Origin of the sequence: Flavobacterium sp. KS-LB2 (assembly GCF_036895565.1) — a bacterium.
Lineage (GTDB): Bacteria > Bacteroidota > Bacteroidia > Flavobacteriales > Flavobacteriaceae > Flavobacterium.
In genome coordinates this window covers 3,122,033-3,142,803 of record NZ_CP145904.1, presented here as the reverse complement: position 1 = coordinate 3,142,803, position 20,771 = coordinate 3,122,033, and the positions used below count along the sequence as shown (strand labels likewise).

Sequence of the window (20,771 nt, the reverse complement as noted above, 5' to 3'; positions counted from 1 at the left end):
TGAGTTTGTGATTGAATGTGTAAAAGTATGAAATTGAATTGTTTTTATTCGTTTTGTAAACTGTTGATTGTTATGCTTTAGTCATTTTTGGCATACAATCAGGGGTATTTGTTATTAAATTTTTAATATAAATGGTTTATTTTTGTATAAATGATAATAAACGAAATTATGAAAAAGCAGTTGTTTTTATTGGGGTTTGCTATTTGTTCTATGACAATGGTGGGGCAAACGGAAAAGAAAGAAAGTTGGTATTTTAAATTAGGTGGATCTTATTTTGTTCAAACCGCTGCAACTGAGTTTCCTACTGTAGGAGGTAATGCCGCACTGAATAAAACCTATGTTGGCGGTAAATTAGTTTCTGAAGAAAGTGTTACGGGTTCATTTGGTGAAGGTTTTAGAACAGGAGCAACACTTGATTACAGATTTAATACGCGTTTGGGTGTTGAAATGGGAATCAATTATTATTCAAGTACTGATAAAAGAATGGCTCAAACAACGACAGATCAAATTTTTGTTTCAGGAGGTCGTCCGGTTTATAATTTTAAATCAGTAGGACAAATTACTGCTTTTGATTTAGCACCTGCTTTGGTTTTGTTTTTGGGGGAACAAAATGGTTTTGAACCGTACACAAAAGTAGGAGTTCTTGTTCCTATTCATGGGGATTTAGAAATTACAACAGATGCAATTACGCCTTCAGGTATAGCCAGTCCAGCTACTTTGACTGTTCATAGTGTGGATAAGGTGAAGCCAAATCCAACAGTTGGTTTCATGGCGACATTAGGAACGTCTTATAAATTAGGAAAAAATATTTCTGCTTTTGCAGAATTGGAATACCGTAATTTTACCGTTCATGGGAAATCTAAAGAAACAACTGAATTTATTGTAAATGGTCAAAATGCTTTGGCGGGTAGAACTCAAGCTCAGATTCATACCAATTATGTAGATCGTTTGGATGTAAATTCAAATAATGCTTCAACTAATCCAAATGGATTGGATTCTACTAAGTCAATGGATGAATTAAGTTCTTATGTTGGAATTAGTGGTCTTGGTATGACATTAGGGTTAAAGTATAGCTTGTGATATAGCTTTTTTATGCGTGTACGGATGTGTGAAAACGCATCCCATTTTTGTCAAAAAAATAGGTTTATGAGACGTGGTTTTCTTAGCTGTTATGGTAGTTGTATTTCTGGAATAGGAAATAGATTAAGATAATCAATAGGATTGGCTCAAATAACAATTGACAATACACATATAGTCAAAACTAATTTGCGAATGACGTTTGATTGGTTTTTAATTTCTAAATTTGTAACCGAGATTGAGGCTTAAAATACTCAAACGATAAACTTAAATAAAAATAAATATGGCATTAGCAATAACAGACGCTACTTTTGAAGAAGTAGTTTTGAAATCAGACAAACCAGTAATGGTAGATTTTTGGGCAGCATGGTGTGGACCTTGTAGAATGGTTGGGCCAATCATTGACGAGTTAAGTAATGAATACGACGGAAAAGTTGTTGTAGGAAAAGTAGATGTTGATGCAAACCAAGAATTTGCGGCTAAGTACGGAGTGAGAAATATTCCAACTGTATTGGTTTTTCATAACGGAGAAGTAGTAGGAAAACAGGTAGGTGTTGCTCCGAAACAAACTTACGCTGATAGTTTAGACGCTTTGTTGTAATCAGTAGATTATGATTTATATAGAATCTGAAAAGATTCAAATAAAAGGTTTGGCGAAAGTCAAGCCTTTTTTTTGATTTAACCTGAATTTATTTCAGCTTCTTGATTAAGTTTTGTTTCTGTACTGTTTTAATTTTTAAATCGTTCAATCTTTTAATACATTTGAGATATGAAGATAGAATCGCAAATAGAAAAAATATCGAGTTTTCAGCATTTGGAGTTACTAGCCAATCAAGTTGTTGAAGGTTTTATTTCGGGAATGCACAAAAGTCCGTTTCATGGCTTTTCGGCAGAATTTGCGGAGCATAAAGTGTATAATGTTGGCGAAAGTACAAAACATATCGATTGGAAGTTGTTTGCCAAAACGGATCGTTTGTATGCCAAACGATTTGAGGAAGAGACTAATTTGCGCTGTCATATTATTATCGATAATTCCTCATCAATGCATTACCCGAAACTAAAAGACAGTCAAGATTTTTATGAGAACAAGATCGGGTTTTCAGTTTTGGCCTCAGCTGTTTTAATGAATTTGTTGAAGAAGCAGCGCGATGCTGTGGGAATAAGTGTGTTTTCGGATACATACGAGTACTACGCGCCTGAAAAAGGCAGTGATCGCCATCACCGAATGATTTTGAATAGACTAGAAGGACTTTTAGAAAAGCCTACGGTCAAAAAAAGTGCTGATACGGTAACTTTCTTGCATCAAATAGCCGAAAAAATCCACCGCCGTTCAATGATTATTTTATTTACGGATATGTTCCATTCTGGCCCCGAAGGATCAGATGAAGCTCTTTTTAATGCCTTGCAGCATTTGAAACACAATAAGCACAAAGTGGTTTTATTTCATGTTGTCGATAACAAAACAGAGCTGAATTTTGACTTTGATAACGCGCCAAGGAAGTTTATTGATGTAGAAACAGGAGAAGAGGTGGCTCTTTTTGCTGATAATGTGAAGGACGAATACGAAAAACAAGTAGAAAATTACTTTAGAAAACTCGCTTTAACCTGTTCGCAAAACCGAATAAAGTATATTCCGGTGAGTGTAGGTGAAAGTTTTGAAAAAATATTGATGACATACTTGGTTGAAAAACAAAACTTTGGATAATACAGTAGAATTTTATCAAATATTTTTTTAAAAAATGCTTGTGTAAACGGAAATCTATTGTATCTTTGCCACCGCAATAACGCAGAGGTTTGGTAGTTCAGTTGGTTAGAATACATGCCTGTCACGCATGGGGTCGCGGGTTCGAGTCCCGTCCAGACCGCAATATTGGGGAAAGCCTTTCGTAACAGAAAGGCTTTTTTGCCCCATAAGGTTTTTAACGTTAGTTGTGTTGTTTGCTACGAATTTGTAACTCGTAGCGGGTTTAGTAGTTAGACCAATGAAAAGCTTTCCACCCTGGTGGATAGCTTTTTTGATTTTACAGAAAGCATGTTGAATAGTTCCATTGGTTAGAATATAGGCCTATTATCTCCTCTTTTTTTGACGAGGCTGTTGTTACTCCAGAACTAGATTTAAGAATTGGAATGTTATAAATTAAAAATATTGGTTTGGTAGTTCAGTTGGTTAGAATACATGCCTGTCACGCATGGGGTCGCGGGTTCGAGTCCCGTCCAGACCGCAATATTTTGAGAAGCCTTTCGTAACAGAAAGGCTTTTTTGTTTCAATGATGTTTCTAAATAAGGTGGATGGTTTAAAATAGCTCTGCCTTATACTGCCATACAATCCAAACAAATAATCCCAAATGCATTACGCAAACTACAAATTTCATAAAACTAGAAGCGAGAAACCCTATTAAGGAACCAGCGGCGGATTTCAGAGCCCTATGATGGTCTTTAAAGTCGTAAATAAGTTCTCCTACTAGCGCACCCACAAAAGGCCCAATAAGGAACCCAAAAGGAATAGGAGCTAGGATTCCAACAACTAATCCAATATTAGTTCCCCAAACACCATAAGAACTTCCTCCAAATTTTTTTGTGCCTTTAGCCGGAATCACGTAATCTAAAACAGTTAAGATTATCGTAATCAATAATGAAATTCCTAAAATCCAATAATTTGCCGGAACTGCCTTCGTCAAATAAAGTAATACCAATCCAACCCAGCTAATACTTGGCCCTGGTAAAACTGGTAAAAAACTACCAAAAATGCCCAAAATCATGCAGAGAAAACCAAAAAGTAAAAGCAATACATCCATAACTATTTTTTTAGTAAATTTGAACCCACCAAAGCAACACTAACGCGCTTATGAAACGGATTAAAATAATTCTTTCTTTTTCAGTCATGTTCTTTTTTGCTTTTTCTTATTGGGCTTTAAACGCCCAAGAAAAAAATGTAAATAGTAAGGACATGCTTTTAAAAGAAACTATTTATAACCAAAACAGAGTAAAAGTATTAAATTTTTCATTGAAACAATTTGATGCACTTTTTTTTGAATTTTCCGATAAAAAATCAAATCCAGATCTAGTGTTGACAAAAGAGGAGTTTTATAAATATACAATTCAGATTGCTATTTTTTCAGACCGATTAGCGGCTCTGTATCCAGATCAAAAAGAAATTGCTGCGGAAAATAAAAAGAAATGGTTTGCTGAAAACTATGAAGATTATTTGCTTTCAAAAGCATCTCAAAAAAAATAATTGTATTTTTATAAAATATTAGTTCCATTCAAAAACAAAACCTTGAAGCAGTATTACCTCTTTTTCGTCTTTCTAATTTTTAATTCCTGTCAATATGTTGACAAACAAATCCCTTCGGAAAAGGAATTGTTGCAAAAGGAACTGAAATCCATCAACTGGAAAGAAGTCGATGAATACCCATCTGTTGTTGATTGCGAAAAAATAGAAGATAAAAAACAGCGTCAACAGTGTTTTTTTGAAGTTTTAACTCAGCTAATTCAGGAAAAATTAAGTATCGATACTCTTTCGATACTCTATCCAGAACTGGATACTATAGAGGTTAAGGTTACTGTTTTTCCAAACGCAACGATGAAATTTGAGCCGCAATTCCCCAAAGATTCTGTCGCCTATGACACAATAAAAATTGATAGTATTTTGAAAGCCCGTTTGGTTGATTTCCCAAAAATTAACCCCGCCATAAAACGCGGAATTCCCGTAAAAACCCAATTTATACTTCCGGTTATTCTAAAAGTAGAGTAGTTTTTCTAGAGCTGCTTCCAGCTGTTCACTGTATCTTTTTCTTTTTTAAAGGAAAAAAGAAAAAGAATGCCGTTTCCATCTGGGCTAGGGCATTAGTGTAAATTAGAATTTTCGGCCTTTCCATTCGTATTTTCCAAACAAAGAATACAAAGCTACGCTCACACTAAAAAAAGGATAGAACAAACTGCTCAAAATCAAATACTGTATTTTGGTCTTGGTTAAAAATTCATTGGCTTTGTAAATCAAAACGGTATCAACTGAAAACTTCAAAGTAAATAATAAAAAGACATTCTGAAGAGCAGTTAAACCGAAGACCCAAAAACCAAGAACGAAGAGCCAACTCAGATTTCCCGCAAATACTAACAACCCCAATCCTTTTCCGAAAGTACTTTGATACGAACTTGTTTTGGATGCCCAACGTACACGCTGATAGAATAACGATTTCCAATCGTTTAATGGTTTTGTAGTGATAATTGTATTTTGAGATTTTAGATAATGAACTTTTTCAGGAAACTGGGCAGTCACTTTTTGCAACAAGAAAACATCATCACCGCTGGCAATTCCATCGTTTCCTTCAAAACCGTTCAGCTTTTTAAAAAACGATTTGGTATAAGCAAAATTAGCACCATTACACATAAACCCTTTCTTAATTCCAAAACTTCCAATTGTTGCTCCTTGTAAACTCGACAAATCCAACTGCTGGAAATGATGCAAAAATGAATTGCCACAATCATACGTAACCGCCCCGGCAATCATAGTAATATCATGAAGCTGAATATAATTGTCCAAGGTCAATAACCAGTTTGCATTGACAGTGCAATCGGCGTCAGTGGTGATAATCCAATCCGTATTTACAATTTGCATCGCAGTTACGATGGCGTCTTTCTTCGGTGAATTGGAAACTCGAATGTTCTTTATAACCGAAACTTTAAATTTTAAATTTGGAATTCTAAACGATTCCTCAGATTCATCATCGACTAAAATCACTTCGAATAATTCCACCGGATAATTCAACTTTGATAAACTCTCTATTAGAATGGGCAGATTTTCGGCTTCATTCCGGAAAGGAACAATAATCGAGAATTTTGTTTTTGGCGTTAAGCCGGTATATTCAATTGTATTCACTTTGGTAAAACCATAAATCAGGACAATTATCGCTAAGCAATAAAAGAGGATTATTATGAGTAAAACAATTGTAATCATAATTATTTTATAAAATTTCGTCTCCCTCTTCTTTGGAGAGGGTTGGGGAGAGGACTTTAAAATTCAATACATAATATGTGCCAATTGTCACGGGTAAAACCACATTCAAAAACCACATTAAAGTCGAAATGAAAATCACAATCCATTCGTTAACGCCCAAAATTCCAAAGAAATACACTGCTACACTTCCTTTGACGGCAAAGTCCAAAAACTGAAAAGTAGGCAACGACGACGCTAGAAAATAAACACTAGTAATGGCGGCTATAAGAGTGAGATAAGGTAAATTGACATCAAAAGCAAGAAACAAAAAGTAGTATTGGTGTGAAAAAACTAGATAACGACATAGCCCAAAAAATAGATTTTTTTGATGAATCCGTTTGGGGATTTCATTAATTTTATGAATCAGTTTTTCGATAGAATAGCCTTTGATTGTGATTTTTTTAATCGAAAATAAAACGATACTAACAAGCAGTAGCATTCCAAATAGTAGTGTTACCGTTTGGGTAGTAATGATATGGTATTGTGCATTGAAATACAACAACCCGAAAATTCCAAAAATAACAGTCAATATCATTTGGATTCCGTTGCAAATCAGGTTCAAGAAAATCACTTTTTTAGTGTTTGATTTATCAAAAAACAAGGCTTTTCCGGCATATTCGCCCACGCCATTTGGCGTAAAAAGTCCTGCGGTCAATGCACCAAGAACTTGTTTTGTTGCTTCGCTCAAAGATATTTTATGGATAAACTCGACTAAGTTTTGCCATTTCAAGATTTCAAAAAACCGATTCAATACACTCAATAACAAAATAAATGCAATCCCGCCAACGGATTGATTTTTTTGGAATAAAACAATGAATTTCTGCCAATCGAGTTTATCGTTATTGGCCAATTGATTGTAAATAAAATAAAACGCACCGCCCACAATCAAAAGTTTGATTAGAAGTACGAGGAATTGCTTAGTTTTGTGTGGAATTGTAATCATTACTGCAAAATAACAAATTAAAATTGGCAAACGAACGCATCATATTAGGAATTGACCCCGGAACAACGATTATGGGTTTTGGATTGATAAAAATTGTCAATAAAAAAATGGAATTTTTGCAATTGAATGAATTGCAATTGTCCAAATACGACAATCACTATCAAAAACTAAAAATCATTTTTGAGCGTACGATTGAATTAATCGATACACACAATCCTGATGAAATCGCAATCGAAGCCCCTTTTTTTGGTAAAAACGTACAGTCGATGCTGAAGTTGGGACGTGCGCAAGGCGTAGCCATGGCAGCGGGACTTTCGAGAGATATTCCAATTACCGAATACGAACCAAAGAAAATCAAAATGGCGATTACCGGTAACGGAAACGCCACCAAAGAACAAGTTGCCAAAATGCTTCAGCAACTTTTAGGGCTGAAAGAATTACCTAAAAACCTAGATTCCACCGATGGATTGGCAGCCGCAGTTTGTCATTTTTTCAACTCTGGAAAAGTGGTTGGCACTAAAAGTTATACCGGTTGGGATGCTTTTGTAAAACAAAACGAAGAACGAGTTAAAAAATAGTAATCAGTAATCAGTATTCAGTTTGCAGAACTGACCACTGACCACTGATTACTGACCACTAATTATGTCAGGAATCTACATTCATATCCCTTTTTGCAAGCAGGCGTGTCATTACTGCGATTTCCATTTTTCGACTTCGATGAAGAAGAAAGAAGAGATGGTTTTGGCTATTGCCAAAGAAATTCAAATGCGTAAAAGCGAGTTTGAGCTTCTCGACGGCGCTCGAAGTGACAATAAAATTGAGACCATTTATTTTGGTGGAGGAACGCCAAGCGTTTTAACTTCTGAAGAAATTAATTTTTTGATCGCTGCAGTTTATAGCAATTATTCTGTGATTGAAAATCCCGAAATCACACTGGAAGCCAATCCTGATGATTTGTCAAGCGAACGAATAATCGAATTGTCTAAAAGTAAAATCAATCGATTAAGCATAGGAATCCAGTCTTTTTTTGAAGACGATTTACAAATGATGAACCGTGCTCATAATTCGGCGGAAGCCAAAAAATGTTTGGAAGAAGCAACTCAGTATTTTGACAATATTTCCCTTGATTTAATCTATGGAATTCCGGGAATGAGCAATGAGAAATGGAAACAAAATATAGAAACAGCATTGTCTTTTGGGATTCCGCATATTTCTAGTTATGCCTTGACGGTAGAGCCAAAAACGGCTTTGAATAAACTGATTCAAACAGGAAAAATTGCAGCGCCTAAAGATGAAGTCGCACAAGAACATTTTGCTGTTTTGGTCGAAACGCTCGAAGCCAATGATTTTATTCATTACGAATTATCAAATTTTGGGAAGGAAAACTATTTCTCCAAAAACAATTCGGCATATTGGCTTGGGAAAAAATACATTGGAATTGGTCCTTCTGCGCACAGTTATGATGGCATTTCGAGAAGTTGGAATGTGTCGAATAATTCCCTTTATTTAAAATCGATTCAAGAAGATAAATTGCCTAATGAAATAGAAATCCTTTCGATTACGGATCGTTACAACGAATATGTTATGACTGGTTTACGAACGATTTGGGGAGTTTCTTTGAATAGAATCAAAACTGAATTTGGAATTATTTATTTGGAATATTTGAACAAACAATCTCAAAAATTCCTTAATGATGATTTAGTTTTTATCGAAAATAACATTCTAAAACCGACTCCAAAAGGAAAGTTTTTGACAGATGGAATTGCATCAGATTTATTTTACTTAAATTTGAAATAACATATAACCACTAAGAACACAAAGAAGGCGCAAAGCCCACTATGCTTTGTGATCTTGGTGATAATCTTAGTGCCCTTTGTGGTTAAATAATTATGATTGCAACTATTGATAACTTTAAAGTCGACCTATCAAAACCCATTGATATTTCGATTCCTTTAACGAATACAGATGAAAACCCAATTGCTTGGTATATCGATAAACCAGTAATTGAACCTGTAGTTTTTGGGGATTGGATAGGGAAAGTTTCGGAAGGAAAATCATCTACCAATTTCAATAACATTTTCTTCAACCCGCACGGGCATGGAACTCACACTGAATGTCTGGGTCATATTACACGGGAATTTTACAGCATTAATCAGTCGTTGAAACAGTTTTTCTTTCTGGCTGAATTGATTTCGGTTGTGCCGGAATTGCAAGGGGAAGACTTGGTGATTACACTGGATAATATTTTGAATGCGCTCGAAGTGACAATGAAATTAGGTGTTTCAAAAGAAGCCCTAATCATTAGAACACTTCCTAATTTTAAAATAAAAAAATCTTTAAAATATTCAAATACTAATCCGCCATATTTGGAGGAAGATGCTGCGCGTTTCATTAGCGAAAGCGGGATTAAGCATTTATTGATTGATTTGCCAAGTGTGGATAAAGAAAAAGATGATGGAAAATTACTGGCTCATAAAGCCTTTTGGAATGTAACCGATGTTAATAATCTGAATGCTGATGCACGATTGGACTGTACGATTACGGAGATGATTTTTGTTTCAGATGAAGTGAAAGACGGCACTTATTTACTGAATTTACAAATCGCATCTTTTGAGAATGACGCGAGTCCGAGCAAGCCTGTTTTGTATGCTATATTAAATGAGAAATCAAAATAATTTTAAAAAATGAATTTAGAAACGTACTACGAATATTGCTTGTCTAAAAAAGGAGTGACGGAACATTTCCCTTTTGATGAAGATACTTTAGTTTTTAAAGTAGGCGGAAAAATGTTTGCATTATCGTCTTTAAGTCAATGGGAAAAAGGACAACCATCAGTCAATTTGAAATGCAATCCAGAGCGTGCCGAGGAATTACGTGCTGAATATGATGACATTCAACCCGGTTTTCACATGAGTAAAACCCATTGGAATACAATTGCTGTAAATGAATCAGTTTCGGATGCGCTTGTTAAAGAGTTGATTGATCATTCCTATGAATTGGTTTTCAAAAGTTTAACAAAGAAATTGCAAAACGAAATTCAAGAATTAGAAAATTAGGCATTACTTTTGCGAATAAATTTGGATTAAAAAAATATAAACTCGTACTGAAATAAATTCAGCATATCATATGAAAGAACAATTTAAGAAGTTTTTAAACGAAGAACAAGACCCAAAAGCTATTGAGAAAATCGCTTCAAAATTGAGTGATTTATTGATGAAAAATGAAGAAATAGGATATATTGCTGTTCAAAAAAAACCAGCGATTACCGTTTTGCCTGATAGTATTGTAATGACGAATAAAAGAATTATCATCTGTCAGCCTAAAAATCTGGGACTATCTATGAATTTTATTGATTACACGTGGGACGAGATAGAAGGTACGTTTGTGAAAGAAAATATTTTGGGTTCTGAGTTTTCTTTTACAACGAGAACTAATATGGAAGTTTCTATTGATTATATCCCTAAAATTCAAGCGAGAAAGATTTTTACTTACGCCAAAGAACAATTGGATATATTAAAAGTTGGGTCTGTATTAAACGCAACAATGATGGATGAAGTTCCAGTTTCTCCAATAGAAGAAGTGGAGATTGTTGAAGAAATGGAAACGGAAGAAGTGACCAGTTTTGCTGAAATAATGCCAGTTTCACAACCCAATTTCACTGCTGAAAATCAAGAATTCGAAGACGTTCCATCAACTCCAAAAGACAAATCGTTAAGTGATTTATCTCAAGATGAGCTTTTTGAAAAACTACAGAATTATAAAAAATTATTGGACAACGGATTGATCTTGCAAGGCGAATACGACGCTTTCAAAAAAGAAATTTTGAGTCATATGTAATTAGTCTTAAAGCCGAAAGTCCTAAAGTCAAAAGATAGTTGTACCTTTTGACTTTAGGACTTTCGGCTTTATAACATTTAGACTACAGCGTTCTTTTCTGCTTTTCTACAAAATTATTGGATTGTAATTCTAATAAATCGGTAGCATTTTTTCGTTGCAAATCATACAGTTTTTTATCCTCAGCAATATCTCCGTAGACTTTATCGTGCATCGTGGCGCTAGTTTTTACTAACAACGTGCGCTGGTATTTGTCTTGTTCGATTGTTGCTTTTAAAGCCGTTTCTAAATCTTCTGATTTATAGTCGTATTCCCCTTTTGGAGATAAAAGTTTAGCAATAATAGGAGAGGTTTCAATGGCTAAAAACAGCAACATTATAAAAAACGAAGGCAGCCACGGTAATTTATCCAAGGCATTGATTCGTGCCATTAAACCGTCAAATCCATCAATGATAGGTTGGGTTTCGGTAACTTTCTTGTCTAAATCAGTTTGCAGCGTTTTGGTGTTTTTCTCCATTACTGCAATTTTAGCCAAGTTGGTTTTTTGTAAGGTGTCCAATTCTTTTTTGGCCAAATCATGTTTGGCAATTTTTTCTTTAAAAACGGGACCTTTGCCTAATTTTTTAGTTCCTGCGGTTCCTTCGGCTTCAGTGATGTAGGTTTCATACAGCGTATTTACTTCTTTCTCTTTGTTTGTGATTTCGGACTTTAATTTATCGATTTCTATTTTATTTTTATCCAAATCGGATTTGAAATAGTTGGCTACTTCTTTTTTATTGGCTAAAGCCATAGCGTTTTTCTCTTTTAGTAAAACAGTATTGATTTCTTTTTCAAAGATTTTAATTTCCAATGGTTTGGAAATAACGATAGCAATGATTACTGCCAAAATAATTCTGGGTGTAGCTTGTAGAAATTCACTTCCAAATTGGTCTCTTTTTCGAATAGTAGAGACAATAAAACGATCTAAATTAAAGATAAGTAAACTCCAAACGATACCAAATGCGATTGCCGAATATATACTGTCAAAGACGGTAAAAAGTGCGTACGAACTAGCAAGGAAAGCCATTACAGCAGTGAAGAATACAGTGGCGCCAATACCTACATATTTGGTTTGTTCGCCTTCGGAACAGCCTTCAAGTAAGTCTTTGTCAGCTCCGGAGCAAAGGATAAAAAATTGTTTGAACATGATTGATTGATTTTTTGATTGATTGTTTGCAAATTTAACGCCAAAAACTGAATCTTGGTATAAATAGTTGATTTGTTTTTGTTTACTGATTTTTATGCAAAAAAATAAAGCCGCTCTTTACGAACGGCTCTACTGGTTTTGAATTAATATTAACTTAAGCTAATGGCGCTCCTGCCATAATCTCGGCATTGGCAAATTCTTCAAATTTGGCGAAGTTAGCTTTGAATTTTTGAGCTAATTCTACCGCTTTTATATCGTATAGTTCTGGGTCTTCCCAAGTATTTCTCGGATTTAATATTTCACTTGGAACATTTGGACAGGTTTGCGGTTTTGCAATTCCAAATACTTTGTGGTTGTCATAAGCTACATTGTCTAATTCTCCGTTTAAAGCAGCGGTAATCATAGCACGCGTGTATTTCAATTTCATTCGGCTTCCTATTCCGTAAGGACCACCTGTCCAACCTGTATTGATTAACCATACTTTTACATTGGCATCTTTCATTTTTTTGCTCAACATTTCAGCATATTTTGTTGGGTGTAATGGCATAAATGGTGCGCCAAAACAAGCTGAGAAATTAGGCTGAGGTTCTGTAATTCCAGCTTCAGTTCCAGCAACTTTTGCAGTGTATCCAGAAATAAAATGATAAGCTGCTTGTCCTGGAGTTAATTTAGAAATTGGAGGTAATATCCCGAATGAATCGGCCGTTAAGAAAAATATGTTTTTTGGATTTTTCCCAATGGAACCCGGTTGTATGTTATCAATATGAAAAATAGGGTAACTTACACGTGTATTTTGAGTGATAGAAATATCCTCAAAATCAACTTCATTAGTGTCGTTATTGATGATTACATTTTCAAGGATTGCTCCTTTTTTTATGGCTCTAAAAATGTCTGGTTCGTTTTCTTCGGATAAATTGATCACTTTTGCATAGCAACCGCCTTCAAAGTTGAAAACCGTATTTTCATTAGTCCAACCATGTTCATCGTCACCAATTAATTTTCGGTCTGGATCAGCTGATAAAGTAGTTTTTCCGGTTCCTGACAATCCAAAGAAAATAGCTGTGTCACCATCTTTTCCAACATTGGCACTGCAATGCATTGGTAAAGTATTTTTGAAAACTGGCAAAATGAAATTCAAAGCAGAGAAAATTCCCTTTTTCATTTCACCTGTATAGCCAGTTCCGCCTATTAAAACAACTTTTCTTGTAAAGTCAAGAATGGCGAAATTGCTTTGACGCGTTCCGTCTACTGCTGGATCTGCCATAAAACTTGGTACGCATAAAAGAGTCCATTCTGGGTTGAAATTTGCTAATTCTTCCATTTCAGGTCTCAAAAACATGTTGTAGCAAAATAAATTTGCCCAAGGAGTTTCTGTGATTACACGAACATTTAATCTATAATTGGGGTCAGAGCATACATAAGAATCTCTAACGTAAATTTCTTTGTCTGATAAATAAGCGGTAACCTTGTTGTATAAAGCTTCAAATGCTGCTGGTTCAAAAGGGATGTTTACTTTTCCCCACCAAACTTGATTTTCACTGATACTGTCTTTTACGATATAACGGTCTTGCGGCGATCGTCCAGTATATTCTCCTGTATTCACTGCTAATGCTCCAGTAGAAGTCTCAATTCCTTGACCTGTTTTTATAGTTATATCTTGTAATTCTTCAGGGGATAACTGGTAATGAATTTTGGCATTTTCAATTCCTAATTCTTTTAACGAAATCGATTGCGAGAAAAGCGTGTTATTGTCCATAAATTTATTATTGTGTAGTTTCTTTTTATAGACTGCAAAAGTAGAAATTATATTTCAGTTAGCCTTTGATTCTTCTAATTTTGTGATTTTTTATTCATAATAGTCAGTAATAAAACGCTCCAGCCCAGTATTAATAGGAGTCCGCCAATAGGAGTAACGAATCCGATAATTTTAAAATCAAAAGAAGTAAGGTCGTTTGTCGCTAATAGATAAATGGAGCCAGAGAATAAAATTACTCCAAAAAGCACTAAAAAATAGATCGTTTTTTTTGTTTTTTGAGCAACGTCTTTCAGTAGTCCTAAAAACAATAAAAACAATGCATGGTACATTTGATAGCGTACACCGGTTTCAAATGTAACTAATTGCTCCACAGAGAGTACTTTTTTTAGGGCATGTGCGCCAAAAGCTCCTAAAATTATAGCGATCATTCCTAAAATAGTTGCCGTCGAAAGTATCTTTTTGTTCATTTTGATTGTCTTTGATGCAAAAGTATTTCTTCTCTAATGAATTTAAAAGGATTTGCAACGATAGTTTTATCTAGAAAGGTTGAATATTTGAAAACGGTTTTTTAATTTATTACAAAATAAACAATGTCGAGTTGTTATAAATACAACATTTTTGTATGTTTGTGTTATAAATATATAAAAATGAGAACAATTTTAATCATTGGGGCAGGAAGATCAGCTTCATCTTTGATTCAGTATCTTTTAAATAAATCTGAAAAAGAGAATCTGCATCTTGTTATTGGTGATTTGTCTTTGGCTTTAGCCCAAAAAAAGACAAACAATCACCCCAATGCAACGGCAATTGCATTAGATATTTTTGATGAAGATCAAAGAAAAAAAGCGGTGCAAATTGCTGATATTGTTATCTCGATGTTGCCGGCTCATTTGCATATTCAAGTGGCCAAAGATTGTATTATTTTCAAAAAACACTTAGTTACCGCTTCCTACGTGAGTGATGCGATGCAGGAATTGGATGCTGCCGCAAAGGAAAATAATCTGATTTTCATGAATGAAATCGGACTTGATCCAGGCATTGACCACATGAGTGCCATGAAAGTGATTGATGAGATTAAGGAAAAAGGCGGTGAAATGATTTTATTCGAATCCTTTTGTGGTGGACTTGTAGCTCCGGAATCCGATACGAATCTTTGGAATTATAAATTTACTTGGGCACCACGCAATGTAGTTCTTGCGGGTCAGGGTGGCGCTGCCAAGTTTATTCAGGAAGGGACTTATAAATACATTCCGTACTGTAATTTGTTTCGCAGAACCGAGTTCTTGCAAGTGGAAGGCTATGGTCGATTCGAAGGTTATTCGAATCGCGATTCGTTGAAATACCGCAGTGTGTATGGCTTAGATAATGTGCTTACGTTATACAGAGGAACGATTCGTAGAGTGGGTTTCTCGAAAGCGTGGAATATGTTTGTGCAATTAGGAATGACGGATGACAGTTACGTTATGGAGGATTCGGAGAACATGAGTTACCGCGAATTTGTGAATTCGTTCCTGCCCTATCATCCCACGGATTCTGTAGAAATTAAAACCCGTTTGATTCTGAAAATTGACCAAGACGATATCATGTGGGACAAATTATTAGAACTCGATTTGTTCAACCCAAACAAGAAAGTAGGTTTGAAAAATGCTACTCCGGCGCAAATTCTGGAAAAAATATTGACGGATAGTTGGACGCTTCAGCAAGATGATAAAGATATGATTGTCATGTATCACAAATTTGGATACGAATATAATGGCAAAAAAGAACAAATAGATTCCAAAATGGTTTGCATTGGTGACGATCAAACCTATACAGCCATGGCAAAAACTGTAGGTTTACCCGTTGCCATGGCGACCTTATTAATCTTGAATGGTAAAATCACGACTCCGGGAGTGCAATTGCCTATTCGTAAAGAAGTTTATGAGCCTATTTTGAAAGAATTAGAAGAATACGGTGTTGTTTTCAAGGAACAATCCATGCCGTATTTAGGATACAATCCGGATAAAGAGTTTAGTTAGTAGTTTTTTTAGATTTTTAGTTTGATAAATCCGCTCCTCTTGAAGCGGATTTGTTTTTTAAAATTCTTTATTTATCCTGAGCGTAGCCAAAGTATGGGCGTGACCCTGCAAATTGCTTCGTCGTTCCTCCTCGCAACTTCGGGTCGGGCTGTTCGCTGCAATCTTTATGTTTTTTAACCTGAAATAAATTCAGGTTAAAAAACATAAAGGATTTTCGCTGCCATCCCTCACGCAACGCATTCCATTGACGCACCGTTTTTTTACTAAATTGTAAGAAAATTTTAATATATTTGGAAAACGCAAGGTAAGGCAGACCTTCGTCAATCTAACGAGATTTAGGTGTATGTACGAAGTTTTGTTTTGGTTATATACAAGTTATGGGTTATTATAAATAGAAAATATGCACTTATTTGACGACTTAATATATAGAACCACAGTATTTACTTTAAACGTATTAGAAGAGACACGTGCTAAAGCTATAGAAGAACTGCAAACAGGAGGTTCAACAATTGCCGTTAAGAATCTGCAAGCGATTCAGTTACAAAAAGTAATTATTGCTGTTGGAATGTTTTCATTATTCGAATCAATGTTACAAGAAGGCTTATCGTGCAGAAATGGTTTTGAGGAAGCAAAAAAAATACTTGTTCAAGCTGGAAATATTACTCTTAAAAATAATTTCGAAGAATTTATTTGCGCTATAAACGTATTGAAACACGGAAAGGGGAAAAGTTATAATGCTTTAGTTTCGCAATCAACTAAATTACCTTTCAAAATAAAATTAATTGGAGAAAATTTCTTTGAGGAAGGTGATGTTGCAGAAGTTTCTACTTTAATTGAAGTAAATGACAAATTTGTTTTGGATTGTGCTGAATTGATTGAAAACGTGTCGAAAGAAATCAGAAACGAACGCTCTGACTTTTTTTTGTAGTCCATATCAGATGAATAAACACAAGTTGGAAAAAAGAATAACATCGCACAGCAGCCATTTTGATATAGTTGTAATTTAGTGGTATTGCCGTTTCGCATCAATTTTTCGTTAAGCCGAAAACTAAAAGCTTACGAATTCCCCACCTTCCAAAATTCATAAAAAGTTAGTAAAAAGAAATCCGCTTCTTTTGAAGCGGATTTCTTTTTTTACAATTACACCTTTCCAGATTGAATTGTGATTGGTAAGCTATACATTACTCTCACAGGGACACCGTTCATTTTTCCGGGAATCCATTTTGGGCATATTTTCAAAACACGGATGGCTTCTTCACCGGTTCCAAAACCAATATCTCGTATGTTTTTTATGTCGCTTAAACTGCCGTCTTTTTCTATAACAAAGGTGATGTATACTTTTCCTTTTAAGTTAGGTTGTTCTGGAGTTTTAAAATTATTACCTACAAATTTGTAAAATTCCATTATTCCTCCCGGAAAATCTGGTTTTTCGGTTATTCCAGCAGTATTATAGACTTCATTTTCCCCTTTTTGGACAAACTTATTTTTAGAATCGTACGCATCAATTTCAATTACTTCAGGAGCTCCTTTGCTTAATGTTGCCAGAAGTTCTTCGTTTGTAGGCAATTCTTTTTCTTTTGATAGGATAGAAGGTATAGCTCTCTTTTCCACAGGAGTTAGTTCATTGTATTTTTTTTCGCTGGCAACCTTTCCTTTTTCATCTTTGATTTTAAAAGTAGTTTTGTCGTAATACGTTTTAATTAAATTTCCTGGTTTCGCAGGAGTAGTTTCTTTTTTTACATTGGTTTCTTGTGCAACGACTTTCGTACACAATAAAAACAATAAGGCAGTTACTACAGGAATTAGCATTGCTTTTTTTAATAAAGCTTCTGTTTTTGATGTGGTTTTTGTCATCATAAGTAATCGTTTTTTAGTTATTAAATAATTCAAATTACTGGCCAAGTAAAAAGTTTGGTTCTCGTTCGCTTTCGATAGTAATAAAGATTGGTAGAACGGAACATTGTTATAGAAGGTCACTACTTTCTCATCAGCAAGAAATTCGTGGTTGAGTTGTATGGCTTTTTTGTAAAAAATAAAAATAGGGTTGAACCAAAAAACGGTTTTCAATAGTTCGATGAATAAAATATCCAAAGTATGTTTTTGGGTTACATGCGTAAGTTCGTGTGTGTACAGTTCAGCTTCAATTTGACGGTTGTTGTATTCCGTCTCGTTTATGAAAATCGTATTCAGGAAAGTATGCGGCAACGTTTTTTCGGGCACCAAAATCAATTTGGCATTCTTATAATCAATTGGTGTATTCGACTTCATTTTAGAAGAAATCTTACTGATATTACTGAAAAAGCGTATCGCCAAAACGAGTGTTACTAGAGCATACAAGCTCCATAATCCTATTTCCAGATAGTTAGTTTCCTCCAGTATTACTGTGCTTCCTTGCAGTATCTGGATATTTCCCGCATTGACTGTAGGTTGTGCTATTTCCTGAATCACTTCAATAGTTATAAATGGAATTACCATCGAGAAAACAAGACTGAACAACAAATAAAACCTATTGAAAATGTGTATTTTTTCTTTTTCCAAAAACAAATAATACACTGCCAGTAGCACGAATAAAGTAATTGTCGATTTGATTAGAAAGTCGCTCATTTTTTCTTTTTTAGAATTTCACTGTCGATTATTTTCTTGAGATCTTCCAGTTCCGTTTGAGACAAATTCGTTTCTTTAGTAAAGAAAGAAGCAAATTGCGAAGCTGATTCAGGAAACATAAATTTGGCTTTTGTAAATCAATTGATTCTTTAACTATTTGGTTCTTATAGGTCTGACATTTTTATTATTTGAAAGTGTAACTTCTACTTTCTCTCCGGAGAATTTCTTATGCGAGTTTTTTAAATTTTTATCAAAATAATTATGTGTGTAAAAATTATATTGAAAGGCTTGCGGGAATTTTTTGCTTCTAGCATTTTTTGAAACGCTACTTCCTTGAAAAAAAGCAATATCAGTCGGTTTAAAGTTGTTTAACGATTTATTGTTTTGGTGAACCCCATCAATCCAAATGGCGTATTTTTTAGAATTTTTAAAGCCTTCTAATTCTTGAATTGTTGGTGATTTTTTTTCAAGAGCAGTTGGAACATATAAAAAAGCTTTTTTCTTGTACTCTTCACTTAAGTCTTCATATTTGGTGTCAATTTTCTTGTTTTTTACAAGGTCGTGAATGACCACTCTTACTCCAGCGTAGTATTCATCTTTTCGGGAATCGTTGGTTGCTGTAAGTTTAGTTTTGGTGGTAACTTGTGCAGTATTTTTTACTTGAGCAATAGTTTTGAAACAAAACAGGAAAAATAGTCCGGATAGAACCGGAATCAAAATGATTTTCTTCGCAATTGATTTTGAGTTTGATGTGGTTTTTGTCATCATGAGTAATCGTTTTTTAGTTATTAAATAATTCAAATTACTGGCCAAGTAAAAAGTTGGGTTCGCGTTTGTCTTTGAGAGTAACAAAGATTGGTAGAACGGAACGTTGTTATAGGAGGTCACTACATTCTCATCGGCAAGAAATTCGTGGTTGAGTTGTATTGCTTTTTTGTAAAAAATAAAAATAGGGTTGAACCAAAAAACGGTTTTCAATAGTTCAATGAATAAAATATCCAAAGTGTGTTTTTGGGTTACATGCGTGAGTTCGTGTGTGTACAATTCAGCTTCAATTTCACGGTTGTTGTATTCCGTTTCGTTAATGAAAATTGCATTCAGGAAAGTATGCGGCAACGTTTTTTCGGGAACCAAAATCAATTTAGCATTCTTATAATCAATTGGTGTATTTGATTTCATTTTAGACGAAATCTTACTGATATTACTAAAAAAACGGAACGCCAAAACGAGTGTTACTAAACCATATAAACTCCATAATCCTATTGCCAGATAGTTAGTTTCCTCCAGTATTACAGCGCTTCCTTGCAGTATCTGTATATTTCCCGGATTGACTGTAGGTTGTGCTATTTCCTGAATGACTTCAATAGTTATAAATGGAATTACCATTGAAAAAACAAGGCTGAACAACAAGTAAAACCTATTGAAAACGTGAATTTTTTCTTTTTCCAAAAAGAGATAATACACTGCCAGTAGCACGAATAAAGTAATTGTCGATTTGATTAGAAAGTCGCTCATTTTTTCTTTTTTAGAATTTCACTGTCTATTATTTTCTTAAGATCTTCCAGTTCCGTTTGCGATAAATTAGTTTCGGTGGTAAAGAAAGAGGCGAATTGTGATGCCGAATTGTTGAAAAAATTACTAATCAATCCGTTGACGTGTTTCGAGAAATAATCGGTTTTCTTGACCAAAGGATAATATTCCCGTGAGTTCCCAAATTCGTTGTAGGCGACAAATTGCTTGTCAATCATTCTTTTCAATAAAGTAGCAATCGTGGTGGTTGCGGGTTTTGGTTTTGGATAGGCTTCAAGTAAGTCTTTCATGAAGGCTTTCTCGAGTTTCCAAAGGTGTTCCATTACTTGTTCTTCTGCGTTCGTTAGTTGTTGCATAGTTATTTTTTATTTGGTGTAAATTTCTTGAATGGGTAATCCTTTTTCATAAATTTTGGTTCCCAGTAAAACTCCTTCGGAGTCATAAAATGTCCATTCTCCTGTGGGCAGCCATTCTATTTTTGAATTTATAATTGCTTTATTAGAAGCGCCTATTTGTTGAATTTTTCCTGTATTGTGATATTTGATGATGTGGCAACTATTTTTTTTATACTTTTCTTTTGTAGTTAATCGATCGCTGATATACTCTTTCCAAGTTCCAATTTTTTCTCCTTTTTTGTATCTTCCTGTTGCGCTGGATTCGATATTCATGAATTTTTCCGTTTGGATCCATTTGCCAGTTTTTAATCCGTTTTTGGTTTGATTAATTTTGCAGCTAGTGAGGCTTATGCACAAAAGAATGATGATGATTGAATACTGGTTTTGATTTTTCATTTCTACAGATTAAAACATTGCTCTACAAATGTAGA

General features: G+C 34.6%; 22 protein-coding genes, 2 tRNA genes and 1 pseudogene. 14 read left to right on the top strand and 11 right to left on the bottom strand.

Annotated elements, in window-relative coordinates; all coding sequences use genetic code 11:
• Positions 1-168 precede the first annotated feature (168 nt).
• The 5 genes from V5J73_RS13480 (at position 169) to V5J73_RS13460 (ending at position 3,299) form a co-directional block, all read left to right on the top strand.
• Positions 169-1,080, top strand: coding sequence for an outer membrane beta-barrel protein (locus tag V5J73_RS13480; RefSeq protein ID WP_338646496.1), 912 nt, complete (start codon positions 169-171; stop codon positions 1,078-1,080).
• A gap of 280 nt (positions 1,081-1,360) precedes the next feature.
• On the top strand, positions 1,361-1,678 hold the full coding sequence (trxA, locus tag V5J73_RS13475; protein WP_071184740.1) for a thioredoxin: 318 nt from the start codon (positions 1,361-1,363) through the stop codon (positions 1,676-1,678).
• 168 nt (positions 1,679-1,846) lie between these two features.
• Positions 1,847-2,782 carry a DUF58 domain-containing protein gene (locus tag V5J73_RS13470; RefSeq protein ID WP_338646495.1) on the top strand — a complete coding sequence of 312 codons (936 nt, stop codon included), beginning with the start codon at positions 1,847-1,849 and terminating at the stop codon, positions 2,780-2,782.
• 86 nt (positions 2,783-2,868) lie between these two features.
• Positions 2,869-2,942, top strand: a tRNA-Asp gene (locus tag V5J73_RS13465).
• Positions 2,943-3,225: 283 nt separating this feature from the next.
• Positions 3,226-3,299, top strand: a tRNA-Asp gene (locus V5J73_RS13460).
• Between the two features lie 73 nt (positions 3,300-3,372).
• On the opposite strand, the gene V5J73_RS13455 is transcribed toward V5J73_RS13460, so the two are convergent.
• Positions 3,373-3,873 carry a DUF456 domain-containing protein gene (locus V5J73_RS13455; protein WP_338646494.1) on the bottom strand — a complete coding sequence of 167 codons (501 nt, stop codon included), beginning with the start codon at positions 3,871-3,873 and terminating at the stop codon, positions 3,373-3,375.
• A gap of 50 nt (positions 3,874-3,923) precedes the next feature.
• On the opposite strand from V5J73_RS13455, the gene V5J73_RS13450 reads away from it, so the two are divergent.
• Both V5J73_RS13450 and V5J73_RS13445 read left to right on the top strand, forming a co-directional pair.
• Positions 3,924-4,313 (top strand): hypothetical protein, encoded by a 390-nt coding sequence (locus V5J73_RS13450; RefSeq protein ID WP_338646493.1) that lies wholly within the window; start codon positions 3,924-3,926, stop codon positions 4,311-4,313.
• A 42-nt stretch (positions 4,314-4,355) separates the two neighbouring features.
• Entirely contained in the window at positions 4,356-4,832 is a 477-nt protein-coding gene (locus V5J73_RS13445; protein WP_338646492.1) for a hypothetical protein, read from the top strand.
• Positions 4,833-4,934: 102 nt separating this feature from the next.
• On the opposite strand, the gene V5J73_RS13440 is transcribed toward V5J73_RS13445, so the two are convergent.
• Together V5J73_RS13440 and V5J73_RS13435 are read right to left on the bottom strand one after the other, a co-directional pair.
• Positions 4,935-6,032, bottom strand: a complete 1,098-nt coding sequence (locus V5J73_RS13440; protein ID WP_445236426.1) for a glycosyltransferase family 2 protein — start codon at positions 6,030-6,032, stop codon at positions 4,935-4,937.
• A gap of 10 nt (positions 6,033-6,042) precedes the next feature.
• Positions 6,043-7,017 carry a hypothetical protein gene (locus V5J73_RS13435; protein ID WP_338646490.1) on the bottom strand — a complete coding sequence of 325 codons (975 nt, stop codon included), beginning with the start codon at positions 7,015-7,017 and terminating at the stop codon, positions 6,043-6,045.
• Positions 7,018-7,040: 23 nt separating this feature from the next.
• On the opposite strand from V5J73_RS13435, the gene ruvC reads away from it, so the two are divergent.
• The 5 genes from ruvC (at position 7,041) to V5J73_RS13410 (ending at position 10,854) form a co-directional block, all read left to right on the top strand.
• Positions 7,041-7,595, top strand: coding sequence for a crossover junction endodeoxyribonuclease RuvC (ruvC, locus tag V5J73_RS13430; protein ID WP_338646489.1), 555 nt, complete (start codon positions 7,041-7,043; stop codon positions 7,593-7,595).
• A gap of 64 nt (positions 7,596-7,659) precedes the next feature.
• Positions 7,660-8,814 carry a radical SAM family heme chaperone HemW gene (hemW, locus tag V5J73_RS13425; RefSeq protein ID WP_338646488.1) on the top strand — a complete coding sequence of 385 codons (1,155 nt, stop codon included), beginning with the start codon at positions 7,660-7,662 and terminating at the stop codon, positions 8,812-8,814.
• Positions 8,815-8,906: 92 nt separating this feature from the next.
• Complete coding sequence (locus tag V5J73_RS13420) at positions 8,907-9,692, top strand: cyclase family protein (protein ID WP_338646486.1); 786 nt, start codon at positions 8,907-8,909, stop codon at positions 9,690-9,692.
• A gap of 9 nt (positions 9,693-9,701) precedes the next feature.
• Positions 9,702-10,073 (top strand): MmcQ/YjbR family DNA-binding protein, encoded by a 372-nt coding sequence (locus V5J73_RS13415; protein WP_338646485.1) that lies wholly within the window; start codon positions 9,702-9,704, stop codon positions 10,071-10,073.
• Positions 10,074-10,143: 70 nt separating this feature from the next.
• Positions 10,144-10,854 carry a PH domain-containing protein gene (locus V5J73_RS13410; RefSeq protein WP_338646484.1) on the top strand — a complete coding sequence of 237 codons (711 nt, stop codon included), beginning with the start codon at positions 10,144-10,146 and terminating at the stop codon, positions 10,852-10,854.
• A gap of 82 nt (positions 10,855-10,936) precedes the next feature.
• Here the strand turns inward: V5J73_RS13410 and V5J73_RS13405 are convergent, their stop codons facing one another.
• The 3 genes from V5J73_RS13405 to V5J73_RS13395 all read right to left on the bottom strand — a co-directional run bounded on the left by V5J73_RS13405 (position 10,937) and on the right by V5J73_RS13395 (position 14,260).
• Positions 10,937-12,037, bottom strand: coding sequence for a DUF4407 domain-containing protein (locus tag V5J73_RS13405; RefSeq protein ID WP_338646483.1), 1,101 nt, complete (start codon positions 12,035-12,037; stop codon positions 10,937-10,939).
• Between the two features lie 154 nt (positions 12,038-12,191).
• Positions 12,192-13,793: a phosphoenolpyruvate carboxykinase (ATP) gene (gene pckA / locus V5J73_RS13400; protein ID WP_338646482.1), complete on the bottom strand. Its 1,602-nt coding sequence runs from the start codon at positions 13,791-13,793 to the stop codon at positions 12,192-12,194.
• 74 nt (positions 13,794-13,867) lie between these two features.
• Positions 13,868-14,260: a DUF423 domain-containing protein gene (locus tag V5J73_RS13395; RefSeq protein ID WP_338646481.1), complete on the bottom strand. Its 393-nt coding sequence runs from the start codon at positions 14,258-14,260 to the stop codon at positions 13,868-13,870.
• Positions 14,261-14,440: 180 nt separating this feature from the next.
• Here V5J73_RS13395 and V5J73_RS13390 point away from each other — a divergent pair, with 180 nt between their 5' ends.
• Both V5J73_RS13390 and V5J73_RS13385 read left to right on the top strand, forming a co-directional pair.
• Entirely contained in the window at positions 14,441-15,811 is a 1,371-nt protein-coding gene (locus tag V5J73_RS13390; protein WP_338646480.1) for a saccharopine dehydrogenase family protein, read from the top strand.
• A gap of 400 nt (positions 15,812-16,211) precedes the next feature.
• Positions 16,212-16,739, top strand: coding sequence for a hypothetical protein (locus V5J73_RS13385; RefSeq protein WP_338646479.1), 528 nt, complete (start codon positions 16,212-16,214; stop codon positions 16,737-16,739).
• Between the two features lie 212 nt (positions 16,740-16,951).
• On the opposite strand, the gene V5J73_RS13380 is transcribed toward V5J73_RS13385, so the two are convergent.
• The 5 genes and pseudogenes from V5J73_RS13380 to V5J73_RS13360 form a co-directional block, all read right to left on the bottom strand.
• Positions 16,952-18,415, bottom strand: a complete 1,464-nt coding sequence (locus V5J73_RS13380; protein ID WP_338646478.1) for an energy transducer TonB — start codon at positions 18,413-18,415, stop codon at positions 16,952-16,954.
• Positions 18,412-18,531 (bottom strand): annotated as a pseudogene (locus V5J73_RS13375) (BlaI/MecI/CopY family transcriptional regulator); the annotation flags it as partial. The pseudogene V5J73_RS13375 and the gene V5J73_RS13380, both read right to left, overlap by 4 nt.
• Positions 18,532-18,568: 37 nt before the next feature.
• Complete coding sequence (locus tag V5J73_RS13370; protein ID WP_338646477.1) at positions 18,569-19,930, bottom strand: M56 family metallopeptidase; 1,362 nt, start codon at positions 19,928-19,930, stop codon at positions 18,569-18,571.
• Positions 19,927-20,301 carry a BlaI/MecI/CopY family transcriptional regulator gene (locus V5J73_RS13365; protein WP_121363828.1) on the bottom strand — a complete coding sequence of 125 codons (375 nt, stop codon included), beginning with the start codon at positions 20,299-20,301 and terminating at the stop codon, positions 19,927-19,929. The genes V5J73_RS13370 and V5J73_RS13365 overlap by 4 nt, the downstream gene beginning before the upstream one ends.
• 9 nt (positions 20,302-20,310) lie before the next feature.
• Complete coding sequence (locus tag V5J73_RS13360) at positions 20,311-20,736, bottom strand: hypothetical protein (RefSeq protein WP_338646476.1); 426 nt, start codon at positions 20,734-20,736, stop codon at positions 20,311-20,313.
• Between the last annotated feature and the right edge of the window lie 35 nt (positions 20,737-20,771).